Raw genomic sequence first — 15,451 nt, 5'->3', positions numbered from 1 at the left:
ACGTGCGCTCACACGCCGCGCGTGCCGGCGAACTCGACGTAGAAGTCGATCGATCCGGGGTCGGCGAGCGCATCGCGGTTCACCGCGCGGTCGGGGTCGACGCCACGGAGGATGCGTCCCACCGGGACCTCGCACGGCTTCGATGTCACGGTGCGCGGCACGGAGGGGGCGGCCACGACGCGGTCGGGCACGTGCGCGGGCGACAGCGCGCCGGCGACCGCGTCGCGCACGTCGCGCGAGACCTCCTCGAGGTCGGCACCATCGGCGAGCACCACGAAGGCGATGATCTCGGTCTCGGTCGCGCCGGAACGTGCTTCGACGACCAGCGAGTCCTCGACCCCCGCGACGGCGGAGATCGCGCGGTAGTACTCGGTCGTGCCCACGCGCATGCCCGCGCGGTTCAGCGTGGCGTCCGAGCGGCCGTGCATCACGAAGGATCCGTCGGTACGCTCCTCGACGGCGTCGCCGTGGCACCAGACCCCGGGGTACTGCTCGTAGTAGGCGGTGCGGTAGAGCTCGCCGTCCGGGTCGTTCCACAGCATCACGGGCATCGACGGCAGGGGCGTCGTCACGACGAGTTCGCCGATCCGGCCGCGCGTCGCCCGGCCGTTCTCATCGAAGACCTCCGCATCGACCGCGAGCGCGCGCCCCGCGATGGCGTCCGCGCTGATGGGGCCACCGGGCGCCGGCTGGAGGAAGGCCGAGCAGATGTCCGTTCCGCCGGACATCGACAGCGGCACGACGCCGTCGCCCAGCGCGGTCGTGACCCACCGGGCGGCGTCGGGAAGCAGCGGAGCCCCCGAGACGGTCACCGCGCGCAGCGCGGCAAGGTCGAACGCGTCGACGGGCGAGAGCCCTGCCGAGGCCGCGAAGTTGACGAGAGGGGAGACGCACCCGAGGAAAGTGATGCGCTCCTCGGCGGCCAGCCGCCAGGGCTGCATCGCGTCGGGATGCAGCGGAGATCCCTCCAGGAGGTATACGGTCGCGCCCGTCGCGATCAGCGACACGTTGACGTTCCAGAGCATCCACCCGACGCTCGTGAACCACGCCACACGATCGGTCGGGCCGATGTCGTTCTGCAGCCGCATCAGCTTCGAGTGCTCGAGGAGGATCCCTCCGTGTCCGTGCACGATGCCCTTGACCGGTCCCGTCGTCCCGGAAGTGTGCAGAACCCACAGCGGGTGGTCGAAGGGCACGTCATCGAACTCGGCCGCGGCACCCGCGTGCTCGAGGACGGCCTCGTCCACGGTGCGCGAGCGTGCGGGCGTGCGTCCGGCGGCGCCGGTCACGCGGGTCACGTCGTCGCCGGAGACGAGCAGCGTCTCGACGGTCGGCAGTCCGTCCAGGACGGCGCCCATCGACGCGCTCAGGTCGATGCGGGCCCCGCCGCTGCGCACATCGGTCGCGACGAGAAGGGCCGCGGGTTCCAGCGGAGCGAGCCGCGAGAGGATCCCGGCCGGGGTGAGATCCGGGCCGCACGCGGACCAGATCGCACCGAGCGATGCCGCGGCGAGGAACACCACGACCGCGTCGAGGCGGTTCGGCATGACCGCGGCGACGACGTCGCCGCGAGTGATCCCCGCAGCGCGGAGTTCGGCTCGGACGGCGCCGACGCGGAGCCGCAGCTCGGCGCGCGTGCAGAGCGTGCGCGCTCCGTCCTCGGCGAGCGCGACGACGACGGGGCGCGTTGGATCCTCGTCCGCGGGGCCGCGCAGGATCTCGCGCGCATAGTTCACGGACAGGTTCGGGAAGAACCGCGCGTACGGCGGGGCCGGGGTCTCCTCCATCGCGGGCGAGGGCGAGCCGGTGTATTCGATCGCGCTGTGATCGAGCACAGCGGTCCAGAACCCGGCGGGATCCGTGAGCGCCGCTTCGGCGAGGGAGTCGTAGTCGGATCCGTCGGCCGAGGGGAATCGCCGTGCGAACGCGGCGAGGTGGTCGTTACGGAGGGGCCACGAGTCGACCAGCCGGTCGGCGGCGGGAGTTGCGGGCGCGGTGGAGGCGTGCGGAAGCATGGCGATATCGATTCCTCGTGGGGCGCCGTCAGGCGCGGCGGGCGGCGGAGCGGACGATGCAGTGCGTGGTCGCGTGGGCCAGCCGTCGGCCGTCGGCGTCGATCATCGTCGCCTCCGCCGTGGCCGTCGAGCTGCTGAAGTGCAGCACCGTGCCCTCGCACGTCACGTCACCCGTTCCCAGGGGAAAGCTGCGCATGTAGTGGATGTTGAGCTGCAGTGTCGAGCAGAACTGTCCCCTGTGGCACCTCGTGTGCAGGGCGAGCCAGGCGGCGGAGTCGAGCAGCGTCGCCGTGTAGCCGCCGTGCGCTGCGCCCATGCCGTTGCTGAAGAGCTCGTCGGGGCGCGCCGTGATGACCACCCGGCCCGGATCGACGGCGAGCGCGCGGATGTCCATGAGCTCCGCCATCGGAGCGATCGGCAGCTCGGAATCGGCCATCCGGCGGACGGCCTCGAGGCCGCTTACCGCGCGCACACGGTCGATGACCTGAGCCGGGTCGGTCCAGTTCACCAGACGCTGGCGTCGTTCCGCTTGCCTGCTCTGGGCGACGTCGAGGGTCTCGGCGATATGTGTCATCGAATGCTCCTACTCGCAACCGGTCGCCCGGTACTCGTCATTAAGTTAGGTAAGCCTAAGCTAATCGCGTGTCACTCTAACGCGATCGTCTCGATCCGGTCAACCCGGCCCGTCATGCCACGGGGACGGGGTCGTCCGCGCTCTCGAGGGCGTGCAGGAAGGTGGAGAGCTTGACGTCCGTCTCCTCGTGCTCGTCATCCGGATCTGAGGCGGAGACGATGCCTGCACCGGCGTAGAGGGTCGCGGTGGCGCCGTGGACTTCTGCGCACCGCAGCGTCAGCGCCCACTCCGAGTTCCCCTCGGCGTCGATCCAGCCGACGAGTCCCGAGTAGAGGCCGCGATCGAAGTCCTCGAGCTCGCCGATCATGCGCCGCGCGGCGCCCGCGGGCCACCCGCACACCGCCGGCGTTGGATGCATCGCGTAGGCGAGCTCCAGGGGCGACGCGCCCGGCCGGAGCCGGCCGGTGATCCGCGTGCCCAGATGCCAGATCACGGGCGTGCTGAGCAGGCTCGGGGCATCGGGCACGTGAACGTCGGTCGCGAGGCGTTCGAAGGCCTGCGCGACCGCTCGCACGACGTGACCGTGCTCGCCACGGGCCTTCGCAGATCCGAGCAGCGCCTGCGCCACCGCGCGGTCGTCGTCGGGGTCATCGCGCCGGGGCGTCGAACCTGCGAGGGGATGGCTCTCGACGAGGCCGCCGCTGCTGGAGAGGACGAGCTCGGGGCTCGCGCCCAGGAGGGTGGTCGGCGGCGCCCCCGGCGACTGCTCCGGAAGGTCGAATCGGAACGCGTACGCGGACGGGTTGGCGGCGGCGAGGGACGCGTGCAGGGCGTTGACATCGAACGGATCCTCGCGGTGAGCGGTCGCCCGCCGGGCGAGCACCACCTTGTCGAGTTCTCCGCCTCGAATGCGCTGCACGGCCGCGGCCACGGCGCGGCGGTAGTGGGGATCGTCGTCGTCCAGCCGCACGCGGCGGCCGCGGCCCGTGCGCGGCGGACGCACCGGTTCCGGTGGTCCGCCCCAGCTGACGTGCTCGGGAACGTGCAGCAGAGCCTCGCGCGACGGGTCGAAAGGGATCGCGCCGACGACGATCGGTTCGCCGCCGCCGCCGGCGGCGGCGCGCGCGTCGCGGAGGGTGCGCTCGACGGCTTCGGCAACGGCCGGGCCGTTCCACGTCGTTGGCCTCACGCGGCGGGCGACTCCGCTCGTGCGGAGGCGGTAGGCCGAGGTCGTGAGATCGAAGCGGGGCGAATGCGGGAATGCTTCCGGGCTCATCGCTGGCTCGCACCTCCGTCGATGACGACTTCTTGAAGGGTGATGTGCCGCGCGCGATCGGAGCCCAGGAACGCGACCGTCTCGGCGATGTCCTCGGGCTCCGCGATCCGGCCGAGCGGGATCGCGGTGCGGAAGGCGGTCGGCGACCCGTCGATGAGGACCTCCTCTTCGCCGAGCGCCTCGATCATCCGCGTGCGCGTGGTGCCGGGGGAGACGACGTTGCAACGCACGCCGCGGCGGCCGAGCTCGAGCCCGAGTGAACGGGTGATGCTGCTCGCTGCCGCCTTGGAGGCCGCGTAGGCGGCCATTCCCGCGCGGGGGATCACGGCCGCGTTCGATGCGATCGTGAGGATGACCCCGGATCCGCGGGCGGACATGCGCGATCCGACCGCTCGCGACGTGAGGAACACGCCGCGCGCGTTCACCGCGAAGAGGCGGTCCCAGACCTCCGGATCCGTCTCGAGAACGGAATGAGAGGCGTGGACTCCCGCGGCGTTGACGAGCAGATCGACCGGGCCCTGCGATTCCCAGGCCTCGGACACGACGCGCTCGACGGCGTCGGCGTCGGTGACGTCGAGCGCTCGGCAGTCGTGTGCGCCGGTTTCCCGTGGGAGCTCGAGGTCCGTTGCGGTCACGGTGAACCCGTCTCGCAGGAGCGCCTGCACGACGGCGCGACCGATGCCGCCCGACGCACCGGTGATGATCGCGTGCGTCATACGGCCCCGAGGAAGCGCGCCTCGACCGAGTCGGTGTCGGTGACGACGGCGCAGCGGTCGGCGGCGTACTGGAGGGCCATCGCGTGGTGGTCTGCCGAGAAGTCTGCCGTCGCGTCCGCGATGAGGAATGGCTGGATGTCGTGCATGAATGCGGAGGTCGCCGTCATGAGGCAGCCGATGTGCGCATACACGCCCGTGACGACGAGCTGGTCGCGACCGGCATCGCGCAGGCGCGTCGCGAGGTCCGTGCGGACGAAGGCGTCGTAGCGCCATTTCGTGATGACGTCGGCATCGTCGACGGGGCCGAGCGAATCGATGATCGCATGGCGGCCGTCGTCCTGGATCCCCGGGCCCCAGAAATCCCACAGCAGTCCGCGCTCGCTCGGATCCTGTTTGGGCGGCTGCGCGGTGAAGCAGACCGGAACGCTCGCCGACTCGGCCGCGGAGCGCAGGCGTCGGATGTTCCCGATCGTGCGTTCCGCCACCGTCGATTCGTCACCGTACGCATCGATGAAGTACTGCTGCATGTCGTGGACCAGCAGCATGGCGCGGCTCGGGTCGACGTTCCATTGCACACGATTGTCCGGTTCCCGGGCCGCTGCGGGCAGAGTGTAGTCAGCGATGGTCGGCAGCATGGCGCTCCTCTCGTCGTTCCCCCGAGTCTCGGAGTGAGTTAGATTAGCCTAACCTAAGAAGTGGAAGAGAACAGGTGCTGAGAATGGCGAGCGCGTTCGACGGACTGCTGCCTCCCTCCGTCGCGTGCGAGGACCTCTCGGGTCTGTCCGCAGCCCGCGAGGATGAACTCTGCGACGTGCTGCCGCCGTCGGAGCGCGCGGTCGTCGCAGGGGCCGTCGCGCAGCGGCGCCGCGAGTTCGCCGCGGTGCGTCACGCGGCCCGTCGTGCGCTGTCCCGACTGGGCCGTCCGGCGGGGGTGATCCTGCCGGGTACGGATCGTGCGCCGCGCTGGCCCGCCGGCGTGGTGGGCAGCATGACGCACTGCCCCGGCTTCCGCGCGGCGGCGGTCGCCCTCGACCGCGACGCGGCCTCGCTGGGCATCGACGCGGAGCCGCACGCCCCGCTTCCTGACGGCGTGCACGACCTGATCCTCGCGGGTGAGGAGAGGGCGATGCTCGCGGAACTCGCCGGCGAACGGCGGGGGTGTGCGATGGATCGGGTGCTCTTCAGCGCGAAGGAGAGTATCTACAAGGCGTGGTACCCGCTGACCGGACGGTGGCTCGGATTCGATGACTGCGAGGTGACGTTCGACGGCAACGCCTTCGTCGGCGGCGTTCTCATCGAACCGGCCGTCGTGGGTGGGACGGTCGTCGCACGCTTCCACGGACGCTGGGCGATCCGCGACGGGATCGTCCTCACCGCCGTGCACGTCCCCCGTCCCGGGTGAACGCTTCGTCACGACGCGTCATCCGAGTCGCCAGGGGAGGCCCGCCGTGAACACGAGCGCGGTCGCGAGCAGCACCCCCGCTGTGAACGCGATGTCCCCCGCACTGAATCGCAGTCGCCGGCGCTCCGTGCGGGTGGGGTGGGCGCCGAAGGCGCGAGCATCCATCGCGAGTGCCACACGCTCCGCGTGACGGATCGCACTCGCGAGGAGCGGCACCAGGTGCCCCATCTCGCGACGGATCCGGCCGAGCGGTCCGCGGCCGCCGCGGGAGCCGCGGACGCGGTGCGCGGCTCGGATGATCGACAGCTCGTGCGCGAACCGCGGGATGAAACCGAGCGCCGCCAGCGCCGTGTACCCGACGCGATAGGGCAGGCGGAACGACTGCATGCCGGCGAGCACGATGTCGCGACCGGTCGTGGTCAGCGCCGTGATGAGCCCGAGCGCGAGCATGGCACCGAACCGCAGCCCCGTGGCGAGCCCGACGAGCAGGGCGCCGGCACTCAGGGTCCAGTCGCCGATGCGCACCACCGCGTGGGTGTCACCAACCTGCGACGGATCGGCCCAGAGAGCGAACCCGACCGAGGTGGCGGCGACGAACACGGGGAGGACGACGGCGAGGAGGATCAGGCCGTGCCGCGTGATGCGCGCACCGGCCAGCACGATCGCGTACGCGACGACGAGCAGCGCGAGCGGTGTTCCGATGTCCCGCACCGCCACGAGCAGGACGATCGTGGGTGCGGTCGCTCCGATCTTCGCCAGCGGGTGCAGCCGCTCGAGGACGCGCGTCCGGGGGTGCTGGTCGGAGGCCGGCAGAGCGCGGGTCGCCGCCACCTCGGCCGTCAACGTCGGGCCTCCGACGCGAGTGCGCGCAGGTCGGCGGGAAGAACGCGCATCAGCTCCGGCAGGTGCAGTCCGGCGTCCTCGAGGATCCGCGCGTCGGCGAAGATCTCCTCCGTGGGTCCCGCGGCGTGCACGCGACCGCGGTCGAGAACGATCGTGTGCGTGCTCCGTGCCGCAACCAGATCGAGGTCGTGGGTGACGATGAGAATCGTCGTGCCGTCCTGCCTCAGCTCCTCGAGGAGCCGGAGCAGCTCGTCGGCGCGGGCGCGATCCTGTCCGTACGTGGGCTCGTCGAGGACGAGCACGCGGGGGCGCGCGACGAGGGCGGTGCCGACGGACAGCCGGCGCTTCTCGCCGCCCGAGAGCGTGAGGGGATGCGCGGCCGCGCGATGTTCCAGTCCCAGTCGTCGGAGCACGCCCTCGACGACTGCCCCGACGTCGTCGTCGCCGAGCAGGCGCGGGCCGTGAGCGAGTTCGTCGAACACCGTGTGCGCGATGAACTGGTGCTCGGGATTCTGGAAGACGAACCCGATACGTGAGGCGAGTCTGCGCGGCGACACGGTGCCGGGGTCGAGGCCGTCGACCGATACCCGGCGCTTCGGCGGCGGGACCACGCCCGCGAGTGCCTGCGCGAGCGTCGTCTTGCCCGCGCCGTTCGTGCCGATGACGGCCGTGAGCGAACCGCGCGCGATGTCCAGGTCCACCTCGTGGATCACCTCCGACCTGCCGCGCCGGATCGTGAGGCCGCGCGCGCGGATGATCGGGTCGCCGTCTGACGCAGGTGCGGGTGGACGGCGCGGCGCTGTCCTTCCGCGCGTGTCGGCGCCGTCGAGCGCGACGGCCAGCTCTCCAGGGGTCAGCGGAAGTGGATCCTGCGGGTCGAGCGCGCCGAGATCGCGGAGCGACCGGGCGAGGATCGCCGCGGACGGAAGCCAGACGCCGAGGGCCGTGAGCTCGTCCGCACGGTGGCGGAGCACGTGGTCCGCCGATCCGTCCGCGACGAGACGCCCGTCCTGATCCAGCACGAGTACGCGCGTGACGAGGTGCATCGCTGCGTCGAGGTCGTGCTCGATGAGGACGATCGCGCGGGAGCCGTCGGCGACGAGGTCCGCGAGCGCGCGGTAGACGTCCTCGACGCCCTGGGGATCGAGATTGGCGGTCGGCTCGTCCAGCACGATGACGGACGAGCCCATCGCGATCGCGCAGGCGATGGCGAGCCTCTGCCGCCCGCCCCCGGAGAGCACGTCCGGTCGATCCGTACGGCGCTCCCAGAGACCGACGCGGCGGAGGGCATCCTCCGAGCGGGTGAGAATCTCGGGAACGGTGAGCAGCATGTTCTCGAGCGCGAAGGCGACCTCGTCGAGCACGGTCGACGTGACGATCTGCGCGTCCGGATCCTGGAACACCATGGCGACATCGGCGCTCAGAAGCGCGACCGGAGTCGTCCGAGCGCTGCGTCCTCCCACCTCGACCGTGCCCCGCACACTCGCGGGAACCGACTGCGGCAGCAGGCCGTTGAAGGCGAGAGCGAGCGTGGACTTCCCCGCCCCGCTGGGTCCGAGCACCAGGATGACCTCGCCCGCATGGACGTCGAAGGTGACGCCCTGCGGTCGCTCTCGCTCCGCACCCGCGCGGGTGATGGCGAGGTCATGGATGCGGAGCAGGGGAACGGGTTCGGGCACGCGGAGATCCTGGGGTCGACAGTCGGTTCGTCTTGATGAGCTGAGCCTAACCTCACCCGAGCGGCGAGAGGGGCCACGTCCCGACGCGATGACCGGCGCGCGAACCTAGACTGGTCCCATGGCCTCCGACTCCTTCGTGCACCTCCATGTCCACAGCGAGTATTCGATGCTCGACGGGGCGGCGAAGCTCGCCGATATGACGAAGGCCGCTGCAGAGCTCGAGATGCCGGCGATCGCCGTCACCGATCACGGCAACAATTACGCCTCATTCGAGTTCTACAAGGCGGCGACCGCGCAGGGGATCAAGCCGATTGTGGGCCTCGAGGCCTACGTCACCCCGGGCACGGCCCGCGGCGACCGCTCCCGGGTGTCATGGGGGTCTTCGGAGCAGAAGCGCGATGATGTCTCGGGCGGCGGCGCGTACACGCACATGACCATGTGGGCCGAAGACACTCCCGGCATGCACAACCTGTTCCGCATGAGCTCCCTCGCGAGCATCGAGGGCTACTACTTCAAGCCCCGCATGGACCGCGAACTGCTGCAGACCTATGCCAAGGGGGTCATCGCGACGACCGGTTGCCCGTCCGGCGAGATCCAGACGCGCCTGCGACTCGGTCAGTACGAAGAGGCGCGCCAGGCGGCCGCCGAGTATCAGGACATCTTCGGCAAGGAGAACTACTTCACCGAGATCATGGAGCACGGCCTCGAGATCGAGCGGCGCGTGCGCGAAGACCTCCTGAGGATCTCGAAGGACCTGGCGATCCCGCTCGTCGCGACGAATGACTCCCACTACACGCACCAGTCGGATGCGAAGGCGCACGAAGCGCTGCTCTGCGTGCAGTCGGGATCCCGTCTCGACGACCCGAACCGCTTCAAGCTCGATGGCGACGGCTACTACATCAAGTCGGCCGCCGAGATGCGTCAGATCTTCCGCGAGCACCCCGAGTCGTGCGATAACACGCTGCTCATCGCCGAGCGGTGCAACATCGAGTTCGACACGTCGGCGAACTACATGCCGCGATTCCCCGTTCCCGAGGGCGAGACCGAGGACAGCTGGTTCGTCAAGGAGGTCGAGCTCGGCCTGAAATACCGGTACCCGAACGGCATCCCCGACAACGTGCGGGCCCGGGCCGAGTACGAGATCGGGATCATCCTGCAGATGCGGTTCCCGGGGTACTTCCTCGTCGTCGCCGACTTCATCAACTGGTCGAAGAACAACGGCATCCGGGTGGGCCCCGGTCGCGGATCCGGTGCAGGGTCGATGGTCGCCTACGCGATGCGCATCACCGACCTCGACCCGATCGAGCACGGCCTCATCTTCGAGCGCTTCCTCAACCCCGACCGCGTGTCGATGCCCGACTTCGACGTCGACTTCGATGATCGGCGCCGCGGCGAGGTCATCGAGTACGTGACGGAGAAGTACGGCGACGAGCGCGTGGCGCAGATCGTCACGTACGGCACGATCAAGTCGAAGCAGGCGCTGAAGGACGCGGGCCGGGTGCTCGGCTTCCCGTTCAGCATGGGGGAGCGGCTCACCAAGGCGATGCCGCCGCCCGTCATGGGCAAGGACATGCCTCTCGACGGCATGTTCGATCCGAAGCACGCGCGCTACAAGGAAGCGAGCGAGTTCCGCAACGTCATCGAGACCGATCCCGAGGCGCGCACGGTCTTCGACCACGCGATCGGGCTCGAGGGGCTGAAGCGGCAGTGGGGCGTGCACGCGGCCGGTGTGATCATGTCGAGCGATCCGCTGATCGACATCATTCCGATCATGAAGCGCGAGCAGGACGGCCAGATCGTCACGCAGTTCGACTATCCGGCCTGCGAGTCGCTCGGCCTGATCAAGATGGACTTCCTCGGGCTGCGCAACCTCACGATCATCTCCGACGCGCTCGACAACATCCGCACGAACAAGCAGGTCGAGCTCGACCTCGAAGTGCTCGGGCTCGACGACCGCAAGGCGTACGAGCTGCTGGCACGCGGCGATACCCTGGGCGTCTTCCAGCTCGACGGCGGGCCGATGCGGTCGCTTCTGCGCCTCATGAAGCCCGACAACTTCGAAGACATCTCCGCCGTCATCGCCCTTTATCGTCCGGGCCCCATGGGGGCGAACTCGCACACCAACTACGCGTTGCGGAAGAACGGCGAGCAGCCGATCACCCCGATCCACCCCGAGCTCGAAGAGCCGCTGAAGGACATCCTCGACACCAGCTACGGCCTCATCATCTACCAGGAGCAGGTGATGGCGATCGCGCAGAAGGTCGCGGGGTTCTCGCTCGGACAGGCCGACATTCTGCGCCGCGCGATGGGCAAGAAGAAGAAGTCCGAGCTCGACAAGCAGTACGCAGGCTTCGCGCAGGGCATGAAGGATCGCGGCTACGGCGACGGCGCGATCAAGGCGCTGTGGGACATCCTGCTGCCGTTCTCCGACTACGCCTTCAACAAGGCGCACTCCGCCGCGTACGGCGTGGTGTCGTACTGGACGGCGTACCTCAAGGCGCACTACCCGGCCGAGTACATGGCCGCCCTGCTCACGAGCGTCGGTGACTCGCGCGACAAGCTCGCGCTCTACTTGAACGAGTGCCGCCGCATGGGCATCCGGGTGCTGCCGCCCGACGTGAGCGAGTCGATCGAGTACTTCGCGGCCGTGGGCGACGACATCCGCTTCGGGCTCGGCGCCGTCCGCAACGTCGGCCACAGCGTGGTCGAGGGCATCATCGCCGCGCGGGCCGACGGCCCGTACGCGAGCTTCCACGACTTCCTCGATCGCGTACCCGCCCACGTGACGAACAAGCGCACGGTCGAGTCGCTCGCGAAGGCCGGCGCGTTCGACACGATGGGATCCACCCGACGTGCGCTCATGGAGATTCACGAGCAGGCCGTTGAGCAGGCCGTCGCCGACAAGCGCAAGGCAGCGCACGGCGAAGTCGGGTTCGACTTCGACAGCCTGTGGGACGAGCCGGATCAGGCGTCGAAGGTTCCTGAGCGCCCGGAATGGACGAAGAAGGACAAACTCGCGTTCGAACGCGACATGCTCGGGCTGTACGTCTCGGATCACCCGCTCGCGGGCCTCGAGGTGCCGCTCGCGAAGCATCGTTCGACGACGATCAACGACCTCGTCAACGCCGAAGACGTGCCGGATGGCGAGCAGGTCACGATCGCCGGTCTCGTCACGACCGCCCAGCACCGTGTCGCGAAGTCGAGCGGAAATCCGTACGGCATGATCACGATCGAAGACTTCGAGGCCGAGGTCACCGTCATGTTCATGGGCAAGACGTACGCCGAGTTCCAGCCGATCCTCGTGCAGGACTCGATCCTCGTGGTGCGCGGCCGCGTCTCGAAGCGCGATGACGGGCTGAACATCCATGCGCAGTCGGCCTTCGCGCCCGACATCGGATCGTTCGACGACTCGGGTCCGCTCATGCTCCTCATCCCCGAGCAGCGAGCGACCGAGCGCGTCGTGGGCGACCTGGTCGACGTTCTCGAGCGCCATCAGGGCGACACCGAGGTGCGGTTGAAGATGCACCGCGGGCGCAGCGCGAAGGTGTTCGAGGTGCCCAAGCCGGTGCGCGTATCGGCCGAGCTGTTCGGTGATCTGAAGGCGATCCTCGGCCCGCAGTGCCTGGGGTAGGGGTGCCCGCTGGGCCGGCTGTCCGCACCGGCGGTGCCGCGTAAGATCGAAAGGCGCGATTGTCGCGCGTGAGGGAGAGGAACGTCGCAGTGAGTGACCAGAACGCGCCATACCCGGGTCAGTACGCCGCCCCTGAGGCGACTCCGGCCGGAACACAGCCCCGCTTCGTCGCGCAGGCGATGTCTGAGGACCAGGTCGTGAACGAGCCTCCCGCGAACGCACAGCACGGTCTCGGGCCGTTCACGCTGCGCGAGTGGATCGTGATGGCGCTCGCTGTCGCGCTCCTCGTCCTGTCGTTCTTCAGCGCCGTGACGATCGAGACCGTCCGGATCAACCCCTCGGTGTGGTCGCTGGGCATCACCTGGCTCGGAGCCGTGCTGTTCCCTGTCGTCGCGGCCGCACTCATCGCCGTGCGTCGCTTCGTCCCTCGCGTGCAGTTCATGGGGGCGCTCAGCGTCGACCAGGTGGCCTCCGTCGCCTTCGCGGTCGCCGCATTCCTGTGGCTCAACCTCGGGCTCATCCTCGGCCAGCTCTCGTCGGCCGTGAACAACATGATCGGGTTCTTCGGCGGAGGCGGCGGTGTGATCAGCATCAGCGTCATCGTCTGGATCTCGTTCGTCGTCGCGCTGGCGGGCGTGTTCTTCACCGCCGTCGCTCGTTTCGTGCCGCCGTTCGCCGAGGACTTCGCGAACCGCACGGAGACCACCGCGCACGCGACGGCCCGCCCGGCGCGCCCGATCGTTGCCGCGCCGAAGCCTGAGCCGGCCCCGGCACCGTGGCCCGGATCCGCGCAGGGACAGCCGTATGCGTACCCGCCCCAGGGCGCGCAGGCACCCGCGCAGCAGGCACCGGCCCAGCAGGTACCGGCCGAATACGGCGCGCCCGCCGCGCAGGATCCGTTCGGCGGCGCGCCCGCGCAGCACGAGACTCCCGCCGCGTACGAGGCACCGGCCGCGTACGAAGCACCCGCCGCGCAGGAGCCTCCGGCAGACGTGACTCCGGCAGACGAGACGCCCGCTCAGGACGCTCCGGCCCCCGTCCATAGCGACGACGCGCAGGATCCCGACGAGATCCCCGCCGCAGACCTCACGGTCTCGGAGACGATCGCCGAGGAACCGGCCGAGGCCGCGCCCACCGAGGAGACGCACCCCGCCGACGAGCCCGCCGCGCAGCCCGCGGTCGAGCAGCGTGACGAGGCCGAACCGGCCACCACGGTGCTTCCGGTCAACCAGCAGCCGGCCGAGGCCCCGCAGCAGGCGTCGGCCGCGCAGCCGTTCTGGGCGCTCACGCCCGAACAGCGCGACGTGCATGACTTCGAGGGACGCCCGATCTACAGCATCGGTCCGACCGCGTGGGCGCTCGTGCTCGAGGATCGCGGCACCTACTTCGTCATGCGACATGACGACGGCCGAATCGGCTACCTGCACAACACGACGAACATCACCCGCGGCTGATCCGGCGGCGTCGCCCGCCGACGCGCCGTCGACGGGCGACGAATCATTCCTCGGTAAGGACTCTTCGAATGCGCACAATCGACCTGCGCGGGCAGAACCTCACGCCCGCCGAGCTGCTGGCCGCCGTGCCGCGCGCGAGTGCCGCGCGCGCCGCGGCGCTCGATGCCGCTGAGGAGATCGTGGCCGCCGTGCACACCGAGGGCGAATCGGCGCTGCGCGAGCAGGCCGAGCGCTTCGATGGCGTATCTGGCCACGAGATCCGCGTGCCGCGATCGCACATCGAAGAGGCGGTCGCCGGGCTCGACCCCGACGTGCGCGCCGCCCTCGACGAGTCGATCGCGCGCGTGCGCGAAGGATCCGCCGCTCAGGTGCCCGCGCCGCGCGCGACCGAGATCGCGCCCGGCGCGCGCGTGACGCAACGCTGGCAGCCCGTCGGGCGGGCCGGCGTGTACGTCCCGGGCGGCAAGGCGGTCTATCCGTCGAGCGTGATCATGAACGTCGTGCCGGCTCAGGTGGCGGGGGTCGCGAGCCTCGCGCTCTGCTCGCCGCCGCGGGCCGACTGCGGCGGCCGCGTGCACCCGACCATCCTCGCGGTGGCGGGTCTGCTCGGCGTCGACGAGGTATACGCGATGGGTGGCGCGGGTGCGATCGGCGCCCTCGCGTACGGCGTTGCGTCGCTCGGCCTCGATCCCGTGGACGTCGTCACCGGCCCGGGCAACAACTTCGTCGCCGCCGCGAAGCGCGTCGTCGCGGGCGCGGTGGGCACGGATGCCGAGGCGGGCGCGACCGAGATCCTCATCGCGGCGGACGACACGGCTGATGCGGCGCTCATCGCGTACGACCTCATCAGCCAGGCGGAGCACGACGAACAGGCCTCTGCCGTGCTCGTGACCGATTCGACGGACGTCGCGGCGCGCGTTCAGACCCAGATCGAGGCACTCCAGCCGCGCACCCGTCACGCTGCGCGCGTGGCCGAGGCGCTCGCGGGCCCGCAGTCGGCCATCGTCCTCGTCGACGATGCCGACACGATGGCGCGGTTCAGCAATGCGTACGGGCCCGAGCACCTCGAGCTGCACGTCGCGGGGGCGAGGGACGCGGCGGCGTCGTACACGAACGCGGGCGCCCTGTTCGTCGGATCGTTCACGCCGGTGAGCCTCGGCGACTACATGGCCGGCAGCAACCACGTGCTTCCGACCGGGGGACAGTCGCGATATGCGTCGGGCCTTGGCGCATACACGTTCCTGCGCCCGCAGCAGGTCGTCGAATACGATCGCGACGCGCTCGGCGTGGTCGCGGATCGCATCGTCGCGCTGGCCGACGCCGAGTCGCTGCCCGCGCACGGCGAGGCCGTCTCCGCCCGATTCACAAAGGGCGATGCCCTAAACTGAGCGGGCTATGCACTGCCCTTTCTGCCGCCACCCCGACTCGCGCGTGATCGACTCGCGCACCACCGACGACGGCTTGTCGATTCGCCGCCGCCGCCAGTGCCCGGAGTGCGGCGGCAGGTTCTCGACGATCGAGACCGCGAGCCTGAGCGTTGTGAAGCGCTCCGGAGCGGTCGAGCCGTTCTCGCGCGACAAGGTCATCATCGGTGCGGGGAAGGCCTGCCAGGGCCGGCCGGTCACCGACGGCGACCTCGCGATCCTCGCCCAGAAGGTCGAGGAGGCGCTGCGCCAGACGGGCCAGAGCACGTTCGAAGCCAACGACATCGGCCTCGCGATCCTCGACCCGCTGCGCGAACTCGACGAGATCGCGTACCTGCGCTTCGCCAGCGTGTACCGCGCGTTCGAGACCCTTGAAGACTTCGAAGACGCGATCGCAGACCTGCGCCGCGACCGTGACGCCACTCAGGAATGAGCTC

12 protein-coding genes are annotated in these 15,451 nt (G+C 69.9%); 5 read left to right on the top strand and 7 right to left on the bottom strand.

Annotated features, from left to right (window positions below; translation table 11 throughout):
* Positions 1-8: 8 nt before the first annotated feature.
* The 5 genes from G510_RS15020 to G510_RS0101800 form a co-directional block, all read right to left on the bottom strand.
* Positions 9-2,015, bottom strand: a complete 2,007-nt coding sequence (locus G510_RS15020) for an acetoacetate--CoA ligase (RefSeq protein WP_051216160.1) — start codon at positions 2,013-2,015, stop codon at positions 9-11.
* Positions 2,016-2,043: 28 nt separating this feature from the next.
* Complete coding sequence (locus G510_RS0101815; RefSeq protein WP_051216158.1) at positions 2,044-2,589, bottom strand: PaaI family thioesterase; 546 nt, start codon at positions 2,587-2,589, stop codon at positions 2,044-2,046.
* Between the two features lie 112 nt (positions 2,590-2,701).
* Positions 2,702-3,865 (bottom strand): isochorismate synthase, encoded by a 1,164-nt coding sequence (locus G510_RS15015; RefSeq protein WP_036321477.1) that lies wholly within the window; start codon positions 3,863-3,865, stop codon positions 2,702-2,704.
* The gene (locus tag G510_RS0101805; protein WP_029152197.1) at positions 3,862-4,581 is read right to left on the bottom strand and encodes an SDR family oxidoreductase; all 720 of its coding nucleotides are present in this window, start codon (positions 4,579-4,581) and stop codon (positions 3,862-3,864) included. Before G510_RS0101805 ends, G510_RS15015 begins: the two co-directional genes overlap by 4 nt.
* Positions 4,578-5,216: an isochorismatase family protein gene (locus G510_RS0101800; protein ID WP_029152196.1), complete on the bottom strand. Its 639-nt coding sequence runs from the start codon at positions 5,214-5,216 to the stop codon at positions 4,578-4,580. Before G510_RS0101800 ends, G510_RS0101805 begins: the two co-directional genes overlap by 4 nt.
* 83 nt (positions 5,217-5,299) lie before the next feature.
* Here G510_RS0101800 and G510_RS0101795 point away from each other — a divergent pair, with 83 nt between their 5' ends.
* Positions 5,300-5,983, top strand: a complete 684-nt coding sequence (locus tag G510_RS0101795; protein ID WP_084644146.1) for a 4'-phosphopantetheinyl transferase family protein — start codon at positions 5,300-5,302, stop codon at positions 5,981-5,983.
* A gap of 18 nt (positions 5,984-6,001) precedes the next feature.
* Here the strand turns inward: G510_RS0101795 and G510_RS15010 are convergent, their stop codons facing one another.
* The gene (locus tag G510_RS15010) at positions 6,002-6,826 is read right to left on the bottom strand and encodes an energy-coupling factor transporter transmembrane component T family protein (protein ID WP_157560376.1); all 825 of its coding nucleotides are present in this window, start codon (positions 6,824-6,826) and stop codon (positions 6,002-6,004) included.
* A complete protein-coding gene (locus tag G510_RS15005; RefSeq protein ID WP_036321474.1) occupies positions 6,823-8,505 on the bottom strand; it encodes an ABC transporter ATP-binding protein in 1,683 nt (560 codons plus the stop codon). The genes G510_RS15010 and G510_RS15005 overlap by 4 nt, the downstream gene beginning before the upstream one ends.
* Before the next feature lie 118 nt (positions 8,506-8,623).
* On the opposite strand from G510_RS15005, the gene dnaE reads away from it, so the two are divergent.
* From dnaE to nrdR, 4 genes are all read left to right on the top strand, one after another.
* A complete protein-coding gene (gene dnaE / locus G510_RS0101780) occupies positions 8,624-12,136 on the top strand; it encodes a DNA polymerase III subunit alpha (RefSeq protein WP_029152194.1) in 3,513 nt (1,170 codons plus the stop codon).
* 89 nt (positions 12,137-12,225) lie between these two features.
* Positions 12,226-13,590, top strand: coding sequence for a hypothetical protein (locus tag G510_RS17365; RefSeq protein WP_051216156.1), 1,365 nt, complete (start codon positions 12,226-12,228; stop codon positions 13,588-13,590).
* 68 nt (positions 13,591-13,658) lie between these two features.
* Positions 13,659-14,978 (top strand): histidinol dehydrogenase, encoded by a 1,320-nt coding sequence (gene hisD / locus G510_RS0101770; protein ID WP_029152193.1) that lies wholly within the window; start codon positions 13,659-13,661, stop codon positions 14,976-14,978.
* 7 nt (positions 14,979-14,985) lie between these two features.
* On the top strand, positions 14,986-15,447 hold the full coding sequence (nrdR, locus tag G510_RS0101765) for a transcriptional regulator NrdR (RefSeq protein WP_029152192.1): 462 nt from the start codon (positions 14,986-14,988) through the stop codon (positions 15,445-15,447).
* Positions 15,448-15,451: the final 4 nt, after the last annotated feature.

Origin of the sequence: Microbacterium gubbeenense DSM 15944 (assembly GCF_000422745.1) — a bacterium.
In the GTDB taxonomy this organism is placed as follows: Bacteria; Actinomycetota; Actinomycetes; order Actinomycetales; family Microbacteriaceae; genus Microbacterium; species Microbacterium gubbeenense.
This window is presented reverse-complemented; position numbering and strand designations above follow the sequence as displayed.

Bases quoted from the DNA above. Each gene is read 5' to 3' on its own strand.
- dnaE (WP_029152194.1), top strand. From the start codon at position 8,624: ATGGCCTCCGACTCCTTCGTGCACCTCCATGTCCACAGCGAGTATTCG.
- G510_RS0101805 (WP_029152197.1), bottom strand. From the start codon at position 4,581: ATGACGCACGCGATCATCACCGGTGCGTCGGGCGGCATCGGTCGCGCC.
- G510_RS0101815 (WP_051216158.1), bottom strand. From the start codon at position 2,589: ATGACACATATCGCCGAGACCCTCGACGTCGCCCAGAGCAGGCAAGCG.
- G510_RS0101795 (WP_084644146.1), top strand. From the start codon at position 5,300: ATGGCGAGCGCGTTCGACGGACTGCTGCCTCCCTCCGTCGCGTGCGAG.
- hisD (WP_029152193.1), top strand. From the start codon at position 13,659: ATGCGCACAATCGACCTGCGCGGGCAGAACCTCACGCCCGCCGAGCTG.
- G510_RS15020 (WP_051216160.1), bottom strand. From the start codon at position 2,015: ATGCTTCCGCACGCCTCCACCGCGCCCGCAACTCCCGCCGCCGACCGG.
- G510_RS0101800 (WP_029152196.1), bottom strand. From the start codon at position 5,216: ATGCTGCCGACCATCGCTGACTACACTCTGCCCGCAGCGGCCCGGGAA.
- G510_RS15015 (WP_036321477.1), bottom strand. From the start codon at position 3,865: ATGAGCCCGGAAGCATTCCCGCATTCGCCCCGCTTCGATCTCACGACC.
- nrdR (WP_029152192.1), top strand. From the start codon at position 14,986: ATGCACTGCCCTTTCTGCCGCCACCCCGACTCGCGCGTGATCGACTCG.